The 20736-nt window shown below is 72.3% G+C and carries 19 protein-coding genes; 7 read left to right on the top strand and 12 right to left on the bottom strand.

Going from position 1 to position 20736, the window contains the following annotated elements:
- The first annotated feature begins 46 nt into the window (after window positions 1-46).
- The 3 genes from ACQPW6_RS17235 (at window position 47) to ACQPW6_RS17225 (ending at window position 2022) form a co-directional block, all read left to right on the top strand.
- A complete protein-coding gene (locus tag ACQPW6_RS17235) occupies window positions 47-373 on the top strand; it encodes a hypothetical protein (protein WP_433890522.1) in 327 nt (108 codons plus the stop codon).
- 40 nt (window positions 374-413) lie between these two features.
- A complete protein-coding gene (locus ACQPW6_RS17230) occupies window positions 414-767 on the top strand; it encodes a VOC family protein (RefSeq protein ID WP_433890521.1) in 354 nt (117 codons plus the stop codon).
- An 85-nt stretch (window positions 768-852) separates the two neighbouring features.
- On the top strand, window positions 853-2022 hold the full coding sequence (locus ACQPW6_RS17225; RefSeq protein ID WP_433890520.1) for a damage-control phosphatase ARMT1 family protein: 1170 nt from the start codon (window positions 853-855) through the stop codon (window positions 2020-2022).
- 49 nt (window positions 2023-2071) lie between these two features.
- Here ACQPW6_RS17225 and ACQPW6_RS17220 read toward each other — a convergent pair whose 3' ends face one another.
- Together ACQPW6_RS17220 and ACQPW6_RS17215 are read right to left on the bottom strand one after the other, a co-directional pair.
- Window positions 2072-2734: a response regulator gene (locus tag ACQPW6_RS17220; RefSeq protein ID WP_433890519.1), complete on the bottom strand. Its 663-nt coding sequence runs from the start codon at window positions 2732-2734 to the stop codon at window positions 2072-2074.
- A complete protein-coding gene (locus ACQPW6_RS17215; protein ID WP_433890518.1) occupies window positions 2731-4263 on the bottom strand; it encodes a sensor histidine kinase in 1533 nt (510 codons plus the stop codon). Before ACQPW6_RS17215 ends, ACQPW6_RS17220 begins: the two co-directional genes overlap by 4 nt.
- A gap of 324 nt (window positions 4264-4587) precedes the next feature.
- Between ACQPW6_RS17215 and ACQPW6_RS17210 the strand changes: the two genes are divergently transcribed.
- Window positions 4588-5964 (top strand): aspartyl protease family protein, encoded by a 1377-nt coding sequence (locus ACQPW6_RS17210; RefSeq protein ID WP_433890517.1) that lies wholly within the window; start codon window positions 4588-4590, stop codon window positions 5962-5964.
- A 159-nt stretch (window positions 5965-6123) separates the two neighbouring features.
- Window positions 6124-6825, top strand: a complete 702-nt coding sequence (locus tag ACQPW6_RS17205) for a DUF899 family protein (protein WP_433890516.1) — start codon at window positions 6124-6126, stop codon at window positions 6823-6825.
- 127 nt (window positions 6826-6952) lie between these two features.
- Here ACQPW6_RS17205 and ACQPW6_RS17200 read toward each other — a convergent pair whose 3' ends face one another.
- The 6 genes from ACQPW6_RS17200 to ACQPW6_RS17175 form a co-directional block, all read right to left on the bottom strand.
- Window positions 6953-7873: a TauD/TfdA dioxygenase family protein gene (locus ACQPW6_RS17200; RefSeq protein ID WP_433890515.1), complete on the bottom strand. Its 921-nt coding sequence runs from the start codon at window positions 7871-7873 to the stop codon at window positions 6953-6955.
- A gap of 110 nt (window positions 7874-7983) precedes the next feature.
- The gene (locus ACQPW6_RS17195) at window positions 7984-8973 is read right to left on the bottom strand and encodes an ABC transporter permease subunit (RefSeq protein ID WP_433890514.1); all 990 of its coding nucleotides are present in this window, start codon (window positions 8971-8973) and stop codon (window positions 7984-7986) included.
- Window positions 8966-9760: an ABC transporter ATP-binding protein gene (locus ACQPW6_RS17190; RefSeq protein ID WP_433894563.1), complete on the bottom strand. Its 795-nt coding sequence runs from the start codon at window positions 9758-9760 to the stop codon at window positions 8966-8968. Before ACQPW6_RS17190 ends, ACQPW6_RS17195 begins: the two co-directional genes overlap by 8 nt.
- Window positions 9761-9921: 161 nt before the next feature.
- On the bottom strand, window positions 9922-10959 hold the full coding sequence (locus ACQPW6_RS17185; protein ID WP_433890513.1) for an ABC transporter substrate-binding protein: 1038 nt from the start codon (window positions 10957-10959) through the stop codon (window positions 9922-9924).
- Window positions 10956-12326, bottom strand: a complete 1371-nt coding sequence (locus ACQPW6_RS17180; RefSeq protein ID WP_433890512.1) for an LLM class flavin-dependent oxidoreductase — start codon at window positions 12324-12326, stop codon at window positions 10956-10958. Before ACQPW6_RS17180 ends, ACQPW6_RS17185 begins: the two co-directional genes overlap by 4 nt.
- Before the next feature lie 422 nt (window positions 12327-12748).
- Window positions 12749-14137 carry an ROK family protein gene (locus ACQPW6_RS17175; protein WP_433890511.1) on the bottom strand — a complete coding sequence of 463 codons (1389 nt, stop codon included), beginning with the start codon at window positions 14135-14137 and terminating at the stop codon, window positions 12749-12751.
- Window positions 14138-14426: 289 nt separating this feature from the next.
- Here ACQPW6_RS17175 and ACQPW6_RS17170 point away from each other — a divergent pair, with 289 nt between their 5' ends.
- Window positions 14427-15035 (top strand): DUF6461 domain-containing protein, encoded by a 609-nt coding sequence (locus ACQPW6_RS17170; protein WP_433890510.1) that lies wholly within the window; start codon window positions 14427-14429, stop codon window positions 15033-15035.
- An 80-nt stretch (window positions 15036-15115) separates the two neighbouring features.
- Here ACQPW6_RS17170 and ACQPW6_RS17165 read toward each other — a convergent pair whose 3' ends face one another.
- The 3 genes from ACQPW6_RS17165 to ACQPW6_RS17155 form a co-directional block, all read right to left on the bottom strand.
- Entirely contained in the window at window positions 15116-15763 is a 648-nt protein-coding gene (locus ACQPW6_RS17165) for a hypothetical protein (RefSeq protein WP_433890509.1), read from the bottom strand.
- Window positions 15764-16046: 283 nt separating this feature from the next.
- The gene (locus ACQPW6_RS17160; RefSeq protein ID WP_433890508.1) at window positions 16047-16649 is read right to left on the bottom strand and encodes a DUF6000 family protein; all 603 of its coding nucleotides are present in this window, start codon (window positions 16647-16649) and stop codon (window positions 16047-16049) included.
- Between the two features lie 115 nt (window positions 16650-16764).
- Entirely contained in the window at window positions 16765-17475 is a 711-nt protein-coding gene (locus tag ACQPW6_RS17155) for a nucleotidyltransferase domain-containing protein (RefSeq protein WP_433890507.1), read from the bottom strand.
- 242 nt (window positions 17476-17717) lie between these two features.
- On the opposite strand from ACQPW6_RS17155, the gene ACQPW6_RS17150 reads away from it, so the two are divergent.
- Entirely contained in the window at window positions 17718-18599 is an 882-nt protein-coding gene (locus ACQPW6_RS17150; protein WP_433890506.1) for an alpha/beta fold hydrolase, read from the top strand.
- Between the two features lie 212 nt (window positions 18600-18811).
- On the opposite strand, the gene ACQPW6_RS17145 is transcribed toward ACQPW6_RS17150, so the two are convergent.
- Window positions 18812-20581, bottom strand: a complete 1770-nt coding sequence (locus ACQPW6_RS17145) for a hypothetical protein (RefSeq protein ID WP_433890505.1) — start codon at window positions 20579-20581, stop codon at window positions 18812-18814.
- Window positions 20582-20736 lie beyond the last annotated feature (155 nt).

Here is a 20736-nt window from a genome sequence, read left to right as displayed (position 1 = left end):
CAGCAGCACGTTTACGGACGTCCGCCGCCGTGCCTATCCTCTGCGGGTGGAACACGACCGGCCTCTCCTTCGGGTGGTCTTCCCCGATCTCATCGCTGAGCTGACCGCTCTCCTGGAAGCCGAGGGCGAAGGGGAGTTGGCCGTCTCCGCACGGGAGCTTCGCCTCCTCGGCGAGTGCGACTGCGGTGACGACTTCTGCCAGAGCATCCTGACTGCCGACCACCCGCGGGGCGAGCCGTTCGGTGAGGGTCATCGGTGTGTGGCGCTGCTGCCCTCCGAGGGGATGCTGAACGTGGACGTCGTTCACGGTCGGATCATGTACGTCGAGATCATCGGTCAGCCGGCGATGCTGCGCCGGGATGGGCGGTCGTGACGTCCGACCGGCGTGGTCGGCGTCCTGGCACCATGGCCGCATGGAACGTGTGCTGGGAATCGGCGGGTACTTTCTGCGGGCGGGCGATCCGGCGGGCCTGAGCTCCTGGTATCGGGACTGCCTGGGGTTGGACGCCGACGAGAACGGGCTGTGGCGGCAGGAAGCCGGGCCTACGGTGTTCGCGGCGTTCGAGTCCGGGACCGACTACTTCGGGGCGCGCGGGCAGCAGACCATGCTCAACTTCCGCGTCCGCGACCTGGACGCGATGCTCGCGCAACTGCGAGCAAGGGGAGCGGACGTGGCCGAGGAGACGCAGGACATGGACGGCGTGGGCCGGTTCGGCTGGGTCACCGATCCGGAGGGCAACCGGATCGAGCTGTGGCAGCCGGCGTGATCGGCGCCGTCACCTCCGATTCCGGGGCCCCGCCTGGCGCGACCGGCTGACTTCCCGGTCGGCCGGAGGAAGGGACACTGGGGAGATGGCCGAAGTAGGTGGTGCCCCCGTGATCACGAGTGATGAGCGTGGCTCGTTTGCCTGGAGCGTTCTTGCCGAGCGGCATCCCGCTCTGATTCAGCAGGTTCGGGACGCGTTTCCCTATCCGCCGGAGCAGCAGCGGGCGTTGGACGCCCTGCTGGAGGAAACGCAGAGCGGGGTTGTCGAGGCCCTGCCGGGCGGAGCCGCTGACGCGGGGGTGTGGGCGTCGTGGGGGCGGGAGCACGTCGGGCGGTCGTGGTTCGAGGTGCCGTTTCTCTGGGCGGAGAGCTACTTCTATCGCAGGCTGCTCGACGCGGTCGGGTTCTTCGGGGCGGGGGCTTGGCGCGGGGTTGATCCGTTCGCGCCGTTCAAGCGGGGGGAGTTGGGTGGGGCGGCCGTCGCGGAGGAGCTGGCGGCGCTCGATGACGTGGGCGGGCTGGGGCTCGACGCGCGGGATCAGGCCCTGCTCTCGGGCGCGTTGTGGGGGAACCGGGCCGATCTCGGGTTCCGGATCTCCTCCGGGGATCCCGGTGAGGGGGAGGACGGCCGGGTCATCGTGGACGACAGCGACGCGTTCTGGCGGCACCTGGCGGATGCCGACCGCGCCACCGTCTGCCTGATCGCCGACAACGCCGGGCGCGAGCTCATCCCCGACCTCATCCTTCTGGACCACCTGCTCCACACCGGGCGGGCGGAGACCGCCGTGCTGCACGTCAAGCCGTACCCCTACTTCGTGTCCGACGCCACGACGGCGGACGTCATCGACTGCCTGCGCCGCATCACCGAGGCACCTGGCCGGGCCGGGAAGATCGGCGGCCGGCTGTGGGACGCGCTCACCAGCGGCCGGCTGGACGTCCGCAGCCACCCGTTCTCCTGCGCGCCACTGCCGTACGCGGACATGCCCGGCGACCTGCGCGGCGAGCTCGCCCGGGCGACGGTCACCATCGCCAAGGGCGACCTCAACTACCGTCGCCTGGTGGGCGATCGGCGCTGGCCCGGGACGACCCCATTCGACGAGCTCACCGCGTACTTCCCCGGCCCGCTGCTGGCCCTGCGCACCCTCAAGTCCGAAGTCGCCGTCGGCATCGAGCCGTTGACGCTTGCCGCGCTGGAGGAGAGCGGCGACGCCTGGCGGACCAGCGGCACACATGCGGTGATCCAGTTCCGACCCTGAACGGTCCACGGGGGCGGACGAGTTGCACGGACGTCGTCGGCCCCCCGGGTCACCTGCCGGACCGGGCGAGGCCGGACTCGTAGGCGTACACCACGGCTTGGACGCGGTCGCGCAGGTGGAGCTTGGACAGGATGCGGCTGACGTGGGTTTTCACGGTGCCCTCGGTGACGTGGATGCGGGCGCCGATCTCGGTGTTGGACAGGCCGCGGGCGATGAGCGCCAGCACCTCGCGTTCGCGGTCGGTCAACGCTCGCAGGCCGGCGGCGGTCGGGGCGGGGCGCTCGGGCAGCGTGCCGGCGTAGCGGTCGATGAGGCGGCGGGTGACGCTGGGCGCCACCACCGCGTCGCCGCGGACCACGACGCGGACGGCCGACAGCAGGTCGGCGGCGAGGGTGTCCTTGAGCAGGAAGCCGCTGGCGCCCGCGTGCAGGGCGGCGTAGACGTACTCGTCGAGGTCGAAGGTCGTCAGGATGACGATCCGGGCGTGGCCCGCGCCGCCGGCGCAGATCCGGCGGGTCGCCTCGACGCCGTCCACATCGGGCATGCGGACGTCCATCAGGACGATGTCCGGGCCGGTCTCCGCGGCCATGGCCGCCGCCTCGGCGCCGTCGCCCGCCTCGCCGACCACCTCCATGTCGGGCGCGTTCTCCACGATCATCCGGAAGCCGGTACGCACCAGGGCCTGGTCGTCCGCGAGGAGTACGCGGATCATCCTGACCGCCCGCCGCCGGCGTGGATGGGCAGGCCGGCCCGTACGACGAAACCGCCCCGGTCGGCGGGCCCGGCGCTGAAGTGGCCGCCGAGCAGCGCCACCCGCCGCCGCATGCCCGGCAGGCCGTTGCCACCGCCGACCGGGGCGGTGCCAGGGCCGGGGCCGGGGTCGGTGCCGGTGCCCGTGCCGCCGCGTGCGCTGATACCGCTGAGCGTGCCGCCGCTCCCACCCGGGCCCGGCCCCGCCGCCGCTCCCGTCCCCGCCAGCCCCGCACCCGCCCTCATACCGGACGCCGCCCCCGTCCCCGCGTCCGACCCCGCGTCCGACCCGCCGCCTACGACCCCCACCCCGTCGTCGTACACCTCGACGGCGACCTCGGTTGCACCGTACGAGACGACGACGCCCGCGGCCGCCCCCGCACCCGCATGCTTCATGACGTTCGTCAGCGCTTCCTGCACGATCCGGTACGCCGACAGGTCGACCGCGGCGGGCAGCGCCGCCGAGGTTCCCTCGATCCGCAGGTGGACGGGCGTGCCCGCCTGCCGGACCCGGGTGAGCAGGCCGGGCAGCCGGGCGAGGCCGGGTTGCGCCTGCCAGGGGTCGTCGGGCTCGCCGAGCGCGGCGAGTACGCGGCGCATGTCGGCGAGGGAGTCGCGGCCGGCGGTGATGATCGTCCGCAGCGCGGTACGGGTGTCGGCGGGGTGGTTGTCGAGCGCCGCGTCCGCGCCCTGCGCCTGCACGACGATCAACGACAGGCCGTGTGCGACCACGTCGTGCAGGCGCAGGGCGCGCTCCTCGGCGACGGCGAGGGCGGCCTCGTGGTCCCGTTCGCGTTCCAGATCCTCTGCACGGGCGTGCAGTTGCTCCAGGTACGCGCGCCGGCTGCGGTTCCCCGCCCCGACCGCCCACGCGGCCACCAGCACCGATCCCAGCACCGGCAGGGCGCGCCACGGACTCGGGTCGTCGTCCTCGCAGGCCGGGCCGGCGCTACCGGTGCTCCGGGTGCTCCAGGTGCTCCAGGTGCTGCCGGCCAACGCCGGTTCAGGCGCGGCGACATGGCGGGCGCACACCCGCGATGTCGGTATCCGCAGCGGCTGTTCGGCCGGCCAACCGCCGATCAGCCAGGCCGCGGCCAGCAGCAGCCCGGCCAGGGCCGGCAGTGACATCGGCCGCGGGCAGCGGGCCGCGACCGTGTAGAGCAGCACCGGGACCGCCAGGTCCATGACGGTCGGAAGGACGCCGACGCCCACCCGCGCCACGGTGGACAGCGCGCACACGACGAGCATCGGTACGGGCCGGCACCGCCGCAGGGCGACGCAGGCCGCGGTGAGCGCGGTCGCCGTCCACCACACCCACACCACTCCAGGACCGCTCCACCGGCTGTCGCCGGTGCCGTCCGCCTGCGTCCGCACCAGGGCGAACGGGTCGTTGACCAGCAGACATGCCACCAGCAGGCCGCAGGCCAGCGCCGCGTCCTGGAGCGGCGGCCGACGGACCCACGCCCGGAAAGTGCGAGCCGCGTCCCTCATGACCGCGCAAAGTGTACGGGCGGCTGCTGTGTGCGGTCGTACGTCCTGCGGGAGGTGCACGTACGCCCTGCGAGGGGTGCACGTACGCCGTGCGGCTGGCGGCCGTAGCCCTTGCGGGAGAGGACGGTCGTACCCGTCCCGCGGGCGGGCCGTACGCCTGCGGGAGTCGGTCGTACACATCCTGGAGCCGGGAGTACGACCTGCGGAGGGTGCCCGTATGTCCTGGGGAGGAGGCGGGGGAGCCACGCGTATGTCCCGGGACAGACGCGGCAGTCGGGCCTGAGCCAGATGTGCGGCCCGGCCCGCCGGCGGCAAGGTCGTGGCATGACCCACCAGACGACGAACGATCACACCCGCACCGGCCTGGACCGGCGCCGCTTCCTCCTGAAGGCCGGCCTGGCAGCCGGCGCCGGCGCGCTGCCGCTGCTGGGCGCGGCGGACACCGCCCACGCGTCACCGCCCCGCACCCCCGAGCCCCGCACCGCCCGAACCACCACCCCGGAGCACCGCCCTCCGGCGCCCCGAACTTCCGTCCCCCCGGCGGACCCCACCGCCGACGCCGACCAGCTGTTCACGTCAGGACAGTTCGCCGCCGCGGCCCGCGGCTACGCCCGGCTGCTGCGAGCGGACCCCGACAACGCCCACGCCGCCGCCCAGTCGGGGTACATCCACCTGCTGTCCGACCGGCTCGAACGCGCCGAGTCCTTCCTCCTCAAGGCACTGCGCCTGGCCCCCGACGACGTGTTCACCCGCGGCCGGCTCGCCAACTGCCTGATCCGCCAGGACGATTACGCCCGCGCGGCGCCGCTGCTGCCGGAGCCGCTCGGCGTGCAGGCCGCCGCCGTCACCGGCACCCCCTTCGAACAGCACGGACCACCGGTCACCCGCGTCCCGTTCCTCGCCGTCGACCCGCTGCCCCAACTGGAGGCGTCCGTCGCCGGGTTGGCGCCCTGGCGTTTCGTCCTCGACACCGGCGCGGGGGACATCACCCTCACCACCCAGCGGGCCGAGCAGGCGGGGCTGCGCGCCGTCGCGTCCACGACGATGACGATCAACGGGCGCCCCAGCACGACGTATCTCGGCGTCGCACCGAGCCTGCGGATAGGGGAGATCGAGCTGCGCCACGTACCGGTCACGTGGATCGACGAAGCGATCCTGGCCTTCCCCGACGGCACGGTCCCCGACGGCACCATCGGCTGGTCGGTCTTCTACCGCTTCCTGACCACCCTCGACTACCGGCGCAAGGCGCTCGTCCTGCGCCGCAAAACCCCGGCGCAGCAACGGGAGTTCCGCACCGAGGCGGCCCGCACCGGACTGCGCCCGCAGCCGATGTGGCTGCCGGATCACGTCCCGTGCACGCCCGCGAAGCTCAACGGGTACGGCCCCGGGATCGCCGGTATGGACACCGGCACCATCGGCGCGGGCCTCAACACGAGCGTGGCGAACGCCGAACGGGCCGGCATCACCGTCGACTTCGACCACCCGACCCCGGTCAACGGCGGCGCGGCCACGATCTACCCGATCACCGCCGACCGGGTCAGCATCGGGGACGCCGTCGGCCGCCACCTCCCCGGCTCCGCGGGCCCCGTGCCGGGGGAGGGCGCGGTGCGGTTCGACCTCATCGGCAACATCACCCACGAGTTCTTCAAGCCGTTCGCCGTCACCTTCGACTACGCCGCCATGCGGCTGTACGTCGGCTGAGCCGAGGCGCTCCGCACCTGGCGCTCGCGGGGCGACCCGATACTTGCGGACGTAACCGCTCTTTCCGGGCGCGCATAAGCGGACCGATGAGTTGTGAGCGGCCCGGGAGTCTACCTCCGGAAGGCACCCGTAAAAGGCAACCGCTCACCCGGAGGCACCATGTCCACCAGCAGTAACGCCAACGCACTGCCGCCCGTCGCCGACGCCGTCACCTGGGAGAAGGAGCTGGCCGCGCTCCGGGTGCGGGAGAAGGCCGCCACCCGCGAGCTCGACGCCATCGCCGCGCAGCGCCGGCGGCTGCCGATGGTGGAGATGCCCGACTACGTGCTGGAGGGCGAGGAGGGCCCGGTGCGGCTCGCGGAGATCTTCAGCGAGCACCCGCAGTTGATCGTCTACAACCACATGTGGCACGACGGCGCCGAGTGGCAGTGCGGCGGCTGCACCGGCTTCACCTCCCAGTTCACCCGGCTCGTGGGGCTGGAGAAGTTCGACGCGCGGTTCGTGATCGTCACCCAGGGGCCGATCGGCGAGGCGCTCGCGTACAAGCGCAAGGTCGGCAACACGATGAGCTGGTACTCGACGGCGAACAGCCCGTTCGGCAGCGACGTCGGCGCCGCGCCCGACGACGGCTTCGCGGTCAACGTGTTCCTGCGCGACGGCGACAAGGTCTACCGCACCTGGCACACCGATGGCCGCGGCACCGAGCAGCTCAGCTATCTGTTCCCGCTGGTGGACGTCCTGCCCTACGGCCGCCAGGAGGAGTGGCAGGACTCCCCGGAGGGCTGGCCCAAGTTCCCGACGTACAGCCGCTGGGCGTCCTCGCAGGAGATCGCGGCGGCGTACGGTGAGGGCGCCAACTGAGGTGTCCGGGGCGCACATTGGGGCGGGGCATCTCCGGGACGCCGGGCACGTGAGCGGCTGAACGGGCAGCCCGCGCACCCCCGTTGCCCCGGGGCGCGGCCCACCCGCGCCCCGGGGCACCGAACCCTCAGGCCAACGACGTGTTGTACGCCGTGTCGTCCCCGGTCACGACACGGCTCTCCGCCCCGCTCACCGACACCGGCGTCTCGCCGACCAGTGTGATCCGCTGCACGCGCCGCGGCTGGTCGCCGTAGTCCGCGACGGCGTAGTGCTGCGTCGCGCGGTTGTCCCAGAACACCACGTCGCCCGGCGCCCAGCGCCAGCGCACGGTGTTCTCCAACTCCGTTACGTGGCCCTGGAGTACGCGCAGCAGGTCGCGGGAGTCGCTGCCCGTCCAGCCGACGAAGCGGCGGACGAAACCGCCGAGTACGAGGGCCTTCTCGCCGGTCTCCGGGTGCACGCGGACGACCGGGTGCTCGGTGACGTACTCCGTCGAGGTGAAGACCTCGCGCCGCGCGCGGGCGTCCGCGGTCTCGTCGCCCTGGCGGGCGTCGGCGACGTAGTCGTACGCGTTGGAGTGCACGGCCCAGAGCCGGTCGGCGAGTTCGCGCAGCTCGGCCGGCAGGGTGTCGCGGGCCCGTACGGTGTTGGCCCACACGGTGTCGCCGCCGTACTCCGGGATGGTGACGGCGCGCAGGATCGAGCCGAGCGGCGGGTGCTGGACGAACGTGACGTCGGTGTGCCAGTGGTTGGCCCGGCCGCTGCTGCGCGAGTAGTCGAGGTCGAGGACGGCCGGGCTGCCCTCCAGCGACGGGACGGTGGGGTGCGCGGCGGTCGGCGTCCCGAAGCGGCGGGCGAACGCCTCCTGGGAGGCGGCGTCGAGCTGCTGGCCGCGGAAGAAGACGACCTTGTGCGCGAGGACGGCGGCGCGGATCGCCGCGACCGTCCCGCCGTCGAGGTCCGCGGCGAGGTCGACGCCGTCGATCTGCGCGCCGATGTGGCCGGCGATCCGGGTGATGTCGAGTTGGGTGGAGGTGCTGACGGTCATGGGTGTCTCTCCTCGCGGTGGGTGGGGTGCGGGGTTGCGCGCGGGCCGGACCGGTCCGGGCCGGGCAGCGGGCGTTGGGCGCCGGCCGGCCTCCGCCGGCCTGCGCGGGGCTACGCGCCGACTGGCCTGCGCCAGCGGGAGAAGCGGTTCTCCAGGGTCACCAGGGCCTGGTTCACGACCAGGCCGAGCAGGGAGATCGTGAGGATGCCCGCGTACATCTGCGGGATCTCGAAGTTGTACTGGTCCGCGTTGATCAGATAGCCGAGGCCGGCCTTCGCGCCGGTCATCTCCGCCGCGACGAGGACGAGGATCGACGCGGCGCCGGCCAGCCGGATGCCGGTGAAGACGGTGGGCAGCGCGGCGGGCAGCACGACCTTGCGGAACAGCTGGAACGGCCGGAAGCCAAGCGAGCGGGCCGACTTGACGAGCAGCGGGTCCACCGACCGCACCCCGGCGATGGTGTTGAGCAGGATCGGCCAGGTGCAGGCGAACATGACCAGCGAGATCTTGGAGCTCTCGCCGAGGCCGAGCAGCAGCACGAAGACCGGCAGCAGCGCCAGGGCCGCGGTGTTGCGCAGCAACTCCAGCAGGGGGTTGAGCAGTTCGGCCAGCAGCGGGTACCAGCCGATGAGCACGCCGAGCGGGATCGCGACCAGCACGGCCAGCGCCAGGCCGGTGAGCGAACGCACCAGGCTGGCTTCGAGGTTGGTCCACAGCTGCCCGTTCTCCAGCAGGTGCCACCACGCCTGGGCGACCTTCGAGAACGGCGGCAGGAAGACGCTGTCGACGGCGCCGGTGCGCGGCAGGATCTCCCAGCCGGTGAGGAAGAGGGCAACGGCGATGGTCCGCCGGAAGACAGCCAGCAGGGCGCGTACTGCCGTACGCAGCGCGCCTGTTCCGCGGGCCGGCGCGTCCGGCGCCGCGATCAGGGCGCGTTCGAGGTCGGCGGCCGACGGGACGGGGTCGGGTGTGGGTACGGTGACGGACTCAGCGGCGGTCGCGGCGGGCGACGTGGGGGGCGCGGACGCCGGCGATACGTTCGCGGCGGCCGGCGTTGCGGGCCTCGCGCCCGGCCCTCCGGCGCGTGCGGTGTCAGACATGGACGACCTCTCCTTCCGCGTGCGGCGCCGGCCGCACCTCGGCGCCCGGGCCGCCGCCCACGGCTTCGTCCCGCAGCAGCGACCAGATCGCGTGCCGGTGGCGGGCGAACTCGGGGCTGGAGCGCACGTCCGCATCCCCGCCCCGGTCCGGGAGCTCGACGGTGACGACCTCCTTGATCCGGCCGGGCCGCGCGGTGAGCACCGCGACCCGCTCGCCGAGGTAGACGGCCTCGTCGATGCCGTGCGTGATGAACACGACCGTCTTGCCGGTGCGTTGCCAGATCCGCAGCAACTCCTCCTGGAGCAGCTCGCGGGTCTGCGCGTCGAGCGCGCCGAACGGCTCGTCCATCAGCAGCACCCCGGGGTCGAACGCGAGGCTGCGGGCGATGGCGACGCGCTGCCGCATGCCGCCGGACAGCTCGTGCGGGTAGTGGCCGGCGAAGCCGTCAAGGCCGACCAACGAAAGGTAGTCGCGGGCCCGTTCACGCCGCTCCCGGCGCGGCACCCTCTTGGCTTCGAGGCCGAACTCGACGTTGGCCTGCGCGGTGCGCCAGGGCAGCAGCGCGTACTGCTGGAAGACCACCCCGCGGTCCAGGCCCGGCCCGCTGACGGGTTCGCCGTCGACCAGGATGCGGCCGGTGGTGGGTGTGGTCAGGCCGCCCAGCAGGTCGAGCAGCGTGGACTTGCCGCAGCCGCTGGGCCCGACGACCGCGAGGAACTCGCCGGCCCGGATCTCCAGCGATATGTCGGCTATCGCCGCGAAGTCCGCGGAACCGCCCTTGCGCACGGGGCTGTTCGCGTGCGTCGTGGGCCCGTTCGCGCCTGCCGGTCCGCTGCCGCCCGCGGAGCCACTTTTGCGCGCACCCCGCCCCGTCCGCCCCGACCGGCTGCCGCGCTCCTCCCTCGCCGGAAAGCTCTTGCTGACCTGTTCGAAGACTATGCCGCTGCTCACGTCGCTCCTCGGGAGGCGTACGGATTGAACCGGTTGGTGTAGAGCTGCGAGACGCTGAGCTGGTGGCGGCCGACGATGCCGGTGTCGACCAGCCGGTCGAGCCAGACGGTGAACTCGCGTTCCGCGATGACCGCGCCGCGCTCCGCGATGCCGTAGCCGTGCCAGAACTTCAGCTGGGAGTCGTCCTCCTGGCGTCTGCGGGCCTTGATGATCCGGGCGAACTGCTCGACCACCCGGGCCCGCGGCTGCGTCTGGCTCCACGCGACGGCCTTCGCGGTGCCCGCGACCACGGTCCGTACGGTGTCGGGGTTGTCGCGGATGAACTTGTCGCGCATCACGTCGCAGCCGCAGGTGAACGTGCCGAGCAGCCCGTAGTCGGTGAAGACCGGCCGGATGCCGCCGCGCGACAGCGCGAGGTCGCGCAGTGGACCGCCGAGCACGGCGACGTCCAACTGCCCGGAGCGCAGAGACGATTCGGCGCTGACCGGCGGGACGACCACCAACTGGGCGGCGTCCTCGTCCAGTCCGGCCTGCTTGAGCTTGAGTTTGAGTACGTCCTCGGTCTGCCCGCCGATGGTGTTGGCGCCGATGGTCTTGCCGGGCAGGTCTCTGACCGAGCGGATCTCGCTCTTCTCGCGGACGTAGAAGCCGCTCCAGATGGTGGAGTCGATGCCGTAGTAGCCGTACAGGGACGTGATCGGGGCGCCCGCCGCGATGAGCCGGATGATGGCGCCGTTGAACGCGCCGCCGATGTCGGTGTCGCCGGTGACGGTGGCCTGGATGTCCTGCGGGCCGCTGATGCTGTTGCCGATCCAGTCGAGCCGCACGTCGCCGAGGTAGCCGAGCGAGGACGCCAACTCCAGTGGCAGGACGGTGCCGACGCTGCCCTGGTAGCGGATCACCTTGCTCTGGCCGCCGGAGGCCGCCCGGGCCGGACCGCCGCAGGCCGCGGTGGCGCCGAGGCCGGCGGCGGCGCCGAGCGCGGCGAGTGAACCGGCGAACCGGCGCCGGGAGATGACGGGGAGCGGGCTCAACTCGCCACCTCGGCGGGGGCGGTGGCCTGGGAGAGCGCTGCCTCGGGCACCCGGGCCTCCGGCCGCGCGAGCCCGTAGTGCTCGCGCAGCGTGCTCCCGCTGTACTCGGCGCGGAACAGCCCGCGCCGCCGCAGGATCGGCACCACCTGCTCGGTGAACACCTCAAGTCCCGCGGGCAGTACGGGCGGCATCACGTTGAACCCGTCGGCGGCGCCCTGCCCGAACCACTCCTCGATGTGGTCCGCGACCTGTTCGGGCGTGCCCACCACGACCTGGTGGCCGCGCCCGCCCCCGAGCCGTCCGACCAGTTGCCGCAGCGTGAGCCGGTCGCGTTCGGCCAGGTCGCGGATCAACTCGAAGCGGCTCTTGGCGCCGTTGATCGCGGTGACCGGCGGCAGCGGGGGCAGCGGCGCGTCCAGCGGATGGTCGGAGAGGTCCACGCCGAGCAGCGAGGACAGCACGCCGATGGCCCGGTGCGGGATGATCAGCTCGTCCAACTCCCGGTCCAGCGCCCGCGCTTCGGCCTCGGTCGAGCCGAGCACCGGCACGATGCCCGGCAGGATCTTGACCTGCTCCGGATCGCGGCCGAGCGCCGCCGCCCGCCGCTTGAGGTCGGCGTAGAACTCCTGCCCCTCGGCGAGGGTCTGCTGCGCGGTGAAGACCGCCTCCGCCCAGCGGGCGGCGAACCCCCGGCCGTCCTGCGAGGATCCGGCCTGCACCAGCAGCGGGTGCCCCTGCGGGCCGCGCGGGATGTTCAGTGGCCCGCGCACCTGGAAGTGCTTGCCGACGTGGTTGATCTCCCGCACCTTGTCCGGGTCGGCGAAGGCGCCGCTCACCCGGTCCAGCCGCAGCGCGCCGTCCTGCCAGCTGTCCCACAGCGCGGTGGCCACCCGCAGGAACTCGTCCGCCCGCTCGTAGCGCGTCGCGTGCTCCTGGTTGGCCGTGCGGTTGAAGTTCTGCGCGGCCCGGTCGGTGGCGGAGGTGACGATGTTCCAGCCCGCCCGGCCGTGCGAGATGTGGTCGAGCGAGGCGAACTGCCGGGCCAGGTTGTACGGCTCGGAGAAGCCCGTCGACACCGTCCCGATCAGGCCGATGCGGCTGGTCGCGGTGGCCAGCGCGGCGAGCAGCGTGAACGGTTCGAAGTGGCTGGCCAGGCTGTGCGCGGTGTCGGCCCTGGCCTCGACGCCGTCGGCGAGGAAGACGGAGTCGAAGGCGGCGGCCTCGGCGGTGCGGGCGAGCCGCTGGAAGTGGCCGATGTCCGCGAGGTCAGCCGGGTCGGTCGCCGGGTGGCGCCAGGCGGCCTCGTGGTGGCCCACGCCCAGCAGGAACAGGTTGAAGTGCAGCTGGCGGCGGTCGGCAGAAGGCATGGCTCGGTCTCCCGGTGACGGAGGGGCGGAAGGCGGGGCGGGCGGTGACGCGTCCGGACGTCGTACGGGGGTGTGCGCCGGCGCGGCTGGGTGCGGGCCGCGGCGCGGCCGTGCGAGCGGTGACCCGGGTGCGTACGGTCAGGACGTGGTTCGTTCGGAAAGCGCCTGGGGAAGTGCTTCGCGAAGCGCTGGACGTCGGTGTGGTGCGGACGTCAGCGGCCCGGCGCCGGACGGGCGTCAGGAATGCGCGGGGCGGCGACAGCCGAGCCCGGCGAAATGGTGGAGGCGAAAGGCGTTGACCGCCTGCCGACCTGCGGCGGCGGCCACGGTGGCCTTCCCTCGTGCGTCCATACGTTGATTCTGGGGTGCGGCCGGACCTGCGGCAATCATTTGCGACGGGCTGGAAGTAATCCCGGCGGGCCTCATCCGGCGGCCCGCCCGTCACGGTCCGGGCGCCGGTCCCGACCCTTGCCGCGGTCGCGGTGACCGTCCCGTACGGCGTCCCGCAGGCCGTCTCGTGCGCCGTCCCGCACACCGCCGCCCCGCGTGCCGTCCCGCCGGACCGTACGCAGCTCCATCGGCTGCCGGTACACGGCGTCGAGCACCGTCGCGCCCGCCGCCACCGCAAGTACCCGGCGGCCGAAGCTCGTTGGGACGACGACCCGGGCCGGGTCCTCGCACAGGTGGGAAAGGGCGGCCACCTCCCGGTGGAACTCCGGTAGCAGCTGCGGCAGATGGATCACCGCGGCCTCGGTCAGCACCAGCACGGACGGGTTGATCATGTCGAGCAGCAGCGCGGTCGCCTGCGCGACGAGCCGCAGACGTTCGCGCAGCAGATCGAGCGCGCGGGCGCGGCCCTCCATGGCGGCGACCAGCAGCAGCGTGAAGTCCGGTGCGGGGATGAGGTGTTCGGCGTGCGCGCGCTCGGCCAGCCGGCGTTCCGAGACGGCCGCCTGGAAGCAGCCGCGCCGCCCGCACCCGCACAGCTCGGTAGCCCCGTTCAGCGGCATGTGCGCCATGTCGCCGGCGCCCGAACGGTGGCCGCGCAGCACGGTGCCGCCGGTGGCGATGGCCGCGTCGACGACGTTGCCGACGAACAGGTGCACCAGTTCGGAGTGTTCGCGCCCGGCCCCGAACAGCAACTCGGCGCGGGCCAGCGCGCGGGCGTGGCTGTCGACGTGCACGGGCAGCCGTACGCCGGCGCCCGCCGCGCCGCTGAGCTCTTCCCGCACGGGCACGTCATGCCAGCCCAGCGGGGCGTGCTCGATGACGGTGCCGCTCTCCGGATCCACCCAGCCGCCGGTGACCACGCCGAGTCCCAGCGGCGAACGGCCCCCGGTGTAACGGGCGGTGAACTCCGGCAGCCGCCGCCGGATGCCGGCCAACACCTCCGCGGCGTCGCCCTCGCGCGGGTAGCGGCGCTCGGTGATGACCCAGCCGCGCAGGTCGACCAGCGCAAAGGTGACCCACGGCACCCCGATGTGCACGCCTAGCGCGACATGGTGGGCGGTGTCGATGTCGACCGGCAGTTGCGGACGCCCGGCCCGCGGCGGCCGTGCGGGCGGCGGCAGTTGGCGCAGCATCCCGAGATCGGCGAGGGCGGCGGTGTGCCGCGATACGGCCGCCGGACTGAGCCCGGTCAGCCGCCCCAGCTCCGTCCTCCCCACCGGCCCGCGCCCCAACACGGCCCGCAGCACGGCCCCGGCCCCGCCCCCCTCCGCGGCCCACGCTCCTGGCTCAACTCCCGGGACAGGCACGGCAACCAGCGGCGGCGGCACCTGCCCGGCGTTCCGTTCCACGGCGACGGCCATCGGACCTTCCCCCAGCGTGTACGAGGTCACCGCGCGCGGTGACACCCGCTGCTACGGCGATTTCTCCGACCAGCCCGAACACTCCCGCATCGCCCCACCTCGCTCCCCCTCGATGCTGGCAGCCCCCCGCCCAGAAGGTCAACGTTGCTACGTTGCAGCCACATGACGGTCCTGCGAACCCGTTCGCGTAACCCCCCCGGAGCACGCCGTCAGATCAGACGGCGGGCCCATGTGGCCTGCCGTTGTCAGGGGTTTGGGGGAGGATGCGCGAGACGCGTGAGGGGGAAGTGTGGCTGAGGGCATCGGGTGGATTCTGGAGCCGTATCTCGTTGACTGCGTGACCTTCGCGCGGGGTGTCGAGCCGGCGGAGCTTGCCGCTCGACTGGGCGCCCGCCCGGGGCAGGAGGCGCGTTCGGGGTCCGCGGAAGACGCGGCGGGGTTGCTCGGTGGCGGGGCGGCGTCGACGGTTGCCAGGGTGGGTCGTGCGGGGGAGTGGGCCTTCGCGGTTGAGTACGGCGACGCCGTCGGCTCGACCGGTTCCGGCCTGCGGGCCGCCTCGGCGGGGGCGGCCGAGGCGGTCAACTTCCTCCTGACGCCGTGGCATCCGCCGTCGGTGTTCAGCTACTTCCGTGACGGCGACGCCATTTGCTCGTTCGGCATCGGCGAGGAGGGGCAACGGTGGGGGGAGCGCCCTGATCTGCTGGCCCCGGCGCTCACCGAGGCGGATGTCCTGCCGGCGCGACCCGAACTGCGTGCGGCCGAAGCCGAGGCCGAGGCCGAAGCCGAGCGTGTCCGCCGGCTGAGCGTGCTGACGATCGGCGAGCACTTCGGCCTGCGGCTGCCCCGGGGGGCTGTGCTCGACGGGGAGCTGCCGATGTTCGTCGTCCGCGGCGCGTGATCGCCGGTGGTGCCCGAGTCGTACCGGGGCGGGGTGAGTTCCCGCTGGAACGGCGTCGCGAAGTGCTGGTTTCCGCCGGGTCAGGAGGACAGGGACGTCATCAGGTGGTGCATGGCCGTGATCATGGCGGGGCGGAGGTGGCCGAGGTCGGGATCGGCCGGCTCCTCGCCGGGGCCCGTGTCGGATCCGTCGAGGCTGTTCCATTGCGTGGAGCCGCTGACCTGGAGGGTGAGGACGGCGCCGCCGTGGAGGACTTCCAGGGTCTGCTCCTGGGACGAGTGGGGCGTCAGCAGGTATCCGGCGTCGCCGATACCGGTGACGGGATGCACGTCGGCCGCGGAGGTGTAACCGTTGTCGGTGACGGCGACCGAGAAGCTACCGCTCGTGTTGTAGCCGGGGAGGGTGGAGACCTGGGCGTGACGGGTGTCCTCGAACTCGGCACGGGGGTCGGTCTTCTTGTGCAGCTCCACGCTGACGCTGATGGAGTAGGTGGTCGCCCATCCCTGGCGGGCCGGCGGCGAGCTGGCGAGGAAGCAGGACAGCTTGTCCATCGCGGGCCCCTTGCTCACGGTGCCGTTGAACGCGGTGAAGTCCCGTGCGCCCGTGGCCTTCTTGAGCGGATCGAGAGCCTCACCGCTGCACGGGTTGCCGTCCACGTGATACCCGTGCAGGTCCGGCCCCGACCCCCCGCTCCCGTGCAGCACCGCCCCCCACACCGCCGAAGCCATCACGACCCCGCCGACGCCCCAAACCCACGGCCGCGGTTTGCGCACCGCCGCCGTCCTCGCGCCACCGGGCTCCCCGGAACCGTCGAGCAATTCCCCCGACGCTTCCCCGCCTTCCTCGCCTTCCCCGTCACCCATCTCCGGCTCACCGATCACACTGACTCCCCCCACCCCATTCCCCCACCCTATGCGTCCGTCCCCAACGGGCGCCGGGGGCCCGGCAGTCGAGCCTCCCGCGGTCCCCGCGGAACGCCGTGAGAGGCGGACCTCCTGGAGCGGGACGGGGTCAGGTGCCGGCGCATTCGTCGATGACGGCGCAGGCCAGGCGGATGCCGCTCAGGTAGCCGGAGATGCCGTCGTCGCCGTGCATGTGGGGTGCGTCCTGGAACCACTGCCGCCACAGGCCGCCGTCCTGGAGGAAGCGGCCGGCCCGGTCGTCGTGCAGGACGGAGCCGGTGTAGGCCAGGGCGCCCATGGCCGTCGGCTGGTCGTAGGCGAGGTCGGGTCGGCGCAGGTAGCGGTCGAGGTAGGTGGCGAGCAGGTCGGCGTCCCGCGCGGTGCCGAAGCTCGCCAGCGCCGCGCAGTAGGCCCCGCCGGCGTAGCAGACCTCGCTCTCCAGCAGCAGCGTTCCGAGACGCTCGCGGAAGTGGTCCCGGCGCGAGACGGCGGCGAGCCAGGCCGCGGTGCGCCGTTCGCGCCAGCTGCCTTCGAGGAGGGTGGTGAGCTCGGCGTCGGAGACAGCGTCCGCATCAGCGGCCAGGGCGTGGACGAACGGCTCGTACTCCTCGCGCGGCATGCGCAGTACCGCTCCGCCGAGCTTCAGATAGCGCCGCGCGGGGAGGCAGTAGCGGCGGTACAGGGCCTGTATCTCGGCGTCGTGGCGGATCACCACCCCATCCTCCCTCTCGCGACGAGCACGCAGCTGAGGTGCCCGGCGGCTCCGGCCCGTGCTGCCGGAAGCGGCGCACGGACGTGGTGCGAGGCGCGGGCGGGCGTTCCGCTGCCTAGGGGGTGCCGCTACGCCGGTAGCCGGCCCAGAGCCGGCCTCCTGCCTGGTCCAGCACCTCGTCAACAGCCGCGGCCAGCGGCGCCGTCCGGCCTTCGAGGGCCTGTCGGACGGTGTCGTGCAGGCGCGTGCTCAGGCCGGGGGCTGCTTCGTCCTCGTCGAGGCGGCGGGCGAGCCATTTGCCGCCGCCGTTCCAGGAATTGTGGACGGCGAGGGCGAGTTCGGCGGTGCGGTTGGCGATGTCGGCGCAGATGAAGAGGAGTTCGCCGGGATCGGTGCAGCCGGCGAGGTCGTCGAGGAGGTCGGTGAGCGCGTAGCGGCGGCTCTCGATCTCCTCGACGGGCGTCGGCGGGGGCCCGGCCGCAACCAGCGACTCGGCGCGGGCCTTGATGCGCGCGCCCACGCCGCCGGTGTCGAAGAGCAGGGTGCCGCCGGCGCACATCCACATGAGCGGGGAGCTGCGCGTGGGCACTTCCCGTTCGATGAAGGCGTGCCAGGACGCCTCGGTGTGCACGAAGATCTCGACCGGCCAGCCGTGCCGGTGGACGCTCAACCGGTACGGTGCCGGCTCGCCGTCCAGCAGGATGACGACGTCGAGGTCGGATGTCGCCGTGCGGCGGTCGGTGATGACGCTGCCGCAGAGGAAGGCGGCCCTGGCGTCGGGGTGCAGTTCCTTGACGACGGCGTGCGCGGCTTCGGTCGGTTCCATGGGAGAGATTGTCGATCACCTCGGGGTCGCACGCATCGTGGATTCAGGCGTCGGTCGCTGGCCGCTGGTCGATGGCCGATGGCCACGTGCTCGCGGTGGCGCGGGGCCCGGCCCGCGGTGGCGGGGCGCCCTGCTCGCCGGGGCGGGGCGCCGTGCTCGCTGCTGCGCGGTGCCCTGCCCGCTGGGCTGCGCGCTCGGGATATCCGGGTGCGCTTCGTGGGTGGCCGTGGCAGGGTCCGGGTATGCCGATCGTCGAGGTGTCTCCCGGGGTTTCCCTCGCGTATGAGACCTTCGGCGACGCGGGAGATCCTCCCGTCCTGCTCGTGATGGGCTACGGAGCGCAGATGCTCGCCTGGCACGAGGACTTCTGCCGGCTGCTGGCAGAACGCGGACGCTACGTGATCCGGTACGACAACCGCGACTGCGGGCTGTCCACCAGGTTCGACGATCGCCCCGTCGACATCGGGGAGTTCATCGCCGCCGTCAGCTCGGGCGACATCCCCGCCGCCCTCGCGATGATTCCCTACCGGCTCCTCGACATGGCCGCCGACGGCTTCGGGCTGCTCACCGCGCTGGGCATCGAACGCGCGCACGTGGTCGGCGCCTCGATGGGCGGAATGATCGCGCAGACGATGGCCGTCTCGTCCCCCGAGCGGGTGCTGACCTTGACGTCGATGATGTCCTCGACGGGCGAGCCGGAGTACGGCCACCCCAGCCCGGAGGCGCAGGCCGTCCTCTTCAGCCCGAGACCCGCGGACCGCGAGGGGTACGTCGCGGCGGCCGAGAACGAACTGGTGTGGGCCTCGAAACGATACGGCGACGCGACGGCGCTACGCGAGTCGGCCGCCGCCGGCTACGACCGCGCCTACCACCCCGCCGGTATCGCCCGGCAGCTCGGCGCGATGATCCTCAGCGGATCACGCGCGGACGCACTGCGCGACCTGCGCGTCCCGACCCTGGTGATCCACGGCCTCGACGACACCCTGATCGCCCCCAGCGGCGGAAAGCGCACCGCGGACCTGATCCCCGCCTCCGAACTCCTGCTGATCCCCGACATGGGCCACGACCGCCCCCGGGCACTCTGGCCCACGATCATCAACGCGCTCCTGACCCACACCAATTGACCCACCACCGGGCACCGGCAGGCAGACGCGCCTCCTGACCGGGAGATTTGAACCCGCGGCCGCTTCACCCCGAAGGCAGTCGGAGTGTTGCGCTGACCTGCGAGGTTCGGGAAACAGCAGGTCAGGAGTTGGGTGGGCGTTGGTCTGAGCGGGTCGCGGGAGGCGGTTTTTTCATGATCATCTCCCAGAGAACCCAGCCCCCTCACCGATCCCTATCCTGCATCGTTCACGGGAGCCTCGGACCCATGTTGTTCCACAGACATCGAACCGGTACTCCCGTCCTCTGATCCCGCCCCCAGCAAGGCGTGGCGCGGTTGCCGGAGCAGGGCGCGTTCCTCGTCCGGGATGTTCATCGACTCGGCCAGCACGGCCGCGAGCGCGACCACCTGTGCGTCGTCGACGTCGGAGTCGAATGTCCACCGGATGTTGTCGTCGGACGTGATGAGGTCGATCACCGTGCGCCCGCTTCCGTCCCGTGCGGCCGGGGCCCGAACGTAGCGCACCCGGTCGACCGGGATGTCCTGACCGATTTCACCCTGCCCGAGAAAGGCATGAGTCCTGGCCGTGATGATGCGGCGGTCCGTGACGGCAACGAGGTTCCTTGCCGCCGCTTTGTCCATCGCCGGCGCCACCTTCCCCTTCGCTCCGTCGAGGAGCGCACCGATGCGGGCGGGGGCGTCAAGCCCGAGGACGCGGAGGGTCTCACCGTCCTCCAGGAACCATCGCAGGATGCGCAGATACCGTTCCGAGTCCAGGGCCTTGGGCGCGCATAGGACTTCGGGGGCTTCGAGTGGCGGAGCCGGCGGACGGAGGGCGTCGGCCAGAGGCTGGATAGCTTCCAGAAGTTGGGCGCTGGTGAGCCGGGCCTTCTTCGCGTCCTTTCGCTTCCCCAACAACGGCACTGTCGCGCGTCCGGGCAGCTCGGCGATGATCCGCAGCTCCCGCGCGAGCGCGTTGACGAGCCCAGTCGTCTCGGCCAGGGCGGTGCTGATCTCCTCGCCGGTCTCGCGCTCGATGATCTCGACGAGCCGTGCCTCGTCGGCCTCTTCACGTCCGGCGGCTCGCGCACGCGAGGCGTGGAGCGTCTGGTAACCGGTCCATGCCATGAGCGAGGACAGGAGGGCGTAGGCGTCGAAGATGACCGCGGTGGCGTTCGTCTCGAGATACTGACGTCGGGCGGCCGTGTCGAGCAGACCGAGCTGCCGGACGTGCTCGCCGACGTTCAGCCGGTACGTCTCGCGCTGCGTACGCAGGGCGTCCTCTTTGGCCGCGACCTTCTCCCACTCGGTCGTCGCGACCGACCCGAGTTCCTGCGCGCGGCCGACCGCGCGATCGATGGTGTCGACCAGCGCCGACAGCTCGGCCCACTTGCCGAGGCGCATCGTCTTGAGGACCTCGCCTGTCAGTGCGATGTTGGTTCTGACAAGGCCCGCGACCTGGCTCAGCATCATCTGGAGCGCGACCATGGCCAGGGCCGGCCCGATCGCGACCGCGAACTCTGCCGCGCTGACCGCGGTCACGGGGATCAGCCGGGCCTGATGAACGACCCGGCCGTTGACGAACACCCCTCCGAGATTCGCACCGTCCTTGACCGCGAGTGCTCCTCCGGCGCTCAGATACGCCCGCGTGGCGTCGCTGAGCCGGTAGACACCCTCCACACTGGCGAATGCGTTCGCGATATTGCCGCCAACGGCCGCCGTGTTGCCGATCGAGGCGAGGGTTGCGGCGATGCGCGAACGGTCGTCGTCCGACAGGAGCCCAACATCGACCGGATCGAGTTTCAGCTCCGCGACGAGCTCTGCGGAGACTTCCCCGAGGGCGACGGCAACCCCGGGCCGCACCTCCACCAGCGTCGTCGACGCCTCCGCCGAGTCGTCACCCGGGTGGGGTGTCGCAGATTCCTCTACACGGGAGTCGATGGTCTCGCTCTGACCCCTTTCCCCAAGGTCAGCCGATTCCATCGAGTCCGAAGGGTCTTGCATGTGATCTCCTCCCCCAGGGGACGCACAGCAGCCCGACGTCGCTGGTGTCCGTGCCGAAGGCTACGGCAGGCCACCCTGCGGCGGGTGACGTTTCTCGGCGGTGGTCCCTCACGAAGGCGGCCTGTCAGAGCCATGGCCGAGTATGGCTCCTCTGC

This window comes from Streptomyces sp. CA-111067, from assembly GCF_050956065.1.
In the GTDB taxonomy this organism is placed as follows: domain Bacteria; phylum Actinomycetota; class Actinomycetes; order Streptomycetales; family Streptomycetaceae; genus Actinacidiphila.
The sequence above is the reverse complement of the archived record's forward strand: the minus strand, read 5'-3'. Positions and strand labels throughout refer to the sequence as shown.

Bases quoted from the DNA above. Each gene is read 5' to 3' on its own strand.
- ACQPW6_RS17175 (WP_433890511.1), bottom strand. From the start codon at position 14,137: ATGGCCGTCGCCGTGGAACGGAACGCCGGGCAGGTGCCGCCGCCGCTG.
- ACQPW6_RS17205 (WP_433890516.1), top strand. From the start codon at position 6,124: ATGTCCACCAGCAGTAACGCCAACGCACTGCCGCCCGTCGCCGACGCC.
- ACQPW6_RS17215 (WP_433890518.1), bottom strand. From the start codon at position 4,263: ATGAGGGACGCGGCTCGCACTTTCCGGGCGTGGGTCCGTCGGCCGCCG.
- ACQPW6_RS17165 (WP_433890509.1), bottom strand. From the start codon at position 15,763: ATGGCTTCGGCGGTGTGGGGGGCGGTGCTGCACGGGAGCGGGGGGTCG.
- ACQPW6_RS17145 (WP_433890505.1), bottom strand. From the start codon at position 20,581: ATGCAAGACCCTTCGGACTCGATGGAATCGGCTGACCTTGGGGAAAGG.
- ACQPW6_RS17225 (WP_433890520.1), top strand. From the start codon at position 853: ATGGCCGAAGTAGGTGGTGCCCCCGTGATCACGAGTGATGAGCGTGGC.
- ACQPW6_RS17180 (WP_433890512.1), bottom strand. From the start codon at position 12,326: ATGCCTTCTGCCGACCGCCGCCAGCTGCACTTCAACCTGTTCCTGCTG.
- ACQPW6_RS17210 (WP_433890517.1), top strand. From the start codon at position 4,588: ATGACCCACCAGACGACGAACGATCACACCCGCACCGGCCTGGACCGG.
- ACQPW6_RS17220 (WP_433890519.1), bottom strand. From the start codon at position 2,734: ATGATCCGCGTACTCCTCGCGGACGACCAGGCCCTGGTGCGTACCGGC.
- ACQPW6_RS17155 (WP_433890507.1), bottom strand. From the start codon at position 17,475: ATGGAACCGACCGAAGCCGCGCACGCCGTCGTCAAGGAACTGCACCCC.
- ACQPW6_RS17230 (WP_433890521.1), top strand. From the start codon at position 414: ATGGAACGTGTGCTGGGAATCGGCGGGTACTTTCTGCGGGCGGGCGAT.
- ACQPW6_RS17150 (WP_433890506.1), top strand. From the start codon at position 17,718: ATGCCGATCGTCGAGGTGTCTCCCGGGGTTTCCCTCGCGTATGAGACC.
- ACQPW6_RS17195 (WP_433890514.1), bottom strand. From the start codon at position 8,973: ATGTCTGACACCGCACGCGCCGGAGGGCCGGGCGCGAGGCCCGCAACG.
- ACQPW6_RS17200 (WP_433890515.1), bottom strand. From the start codon at position 7,873: ATGACCGTCAGCACCTCCACCCAACTCGACATCACCCGGATCGCCGGC.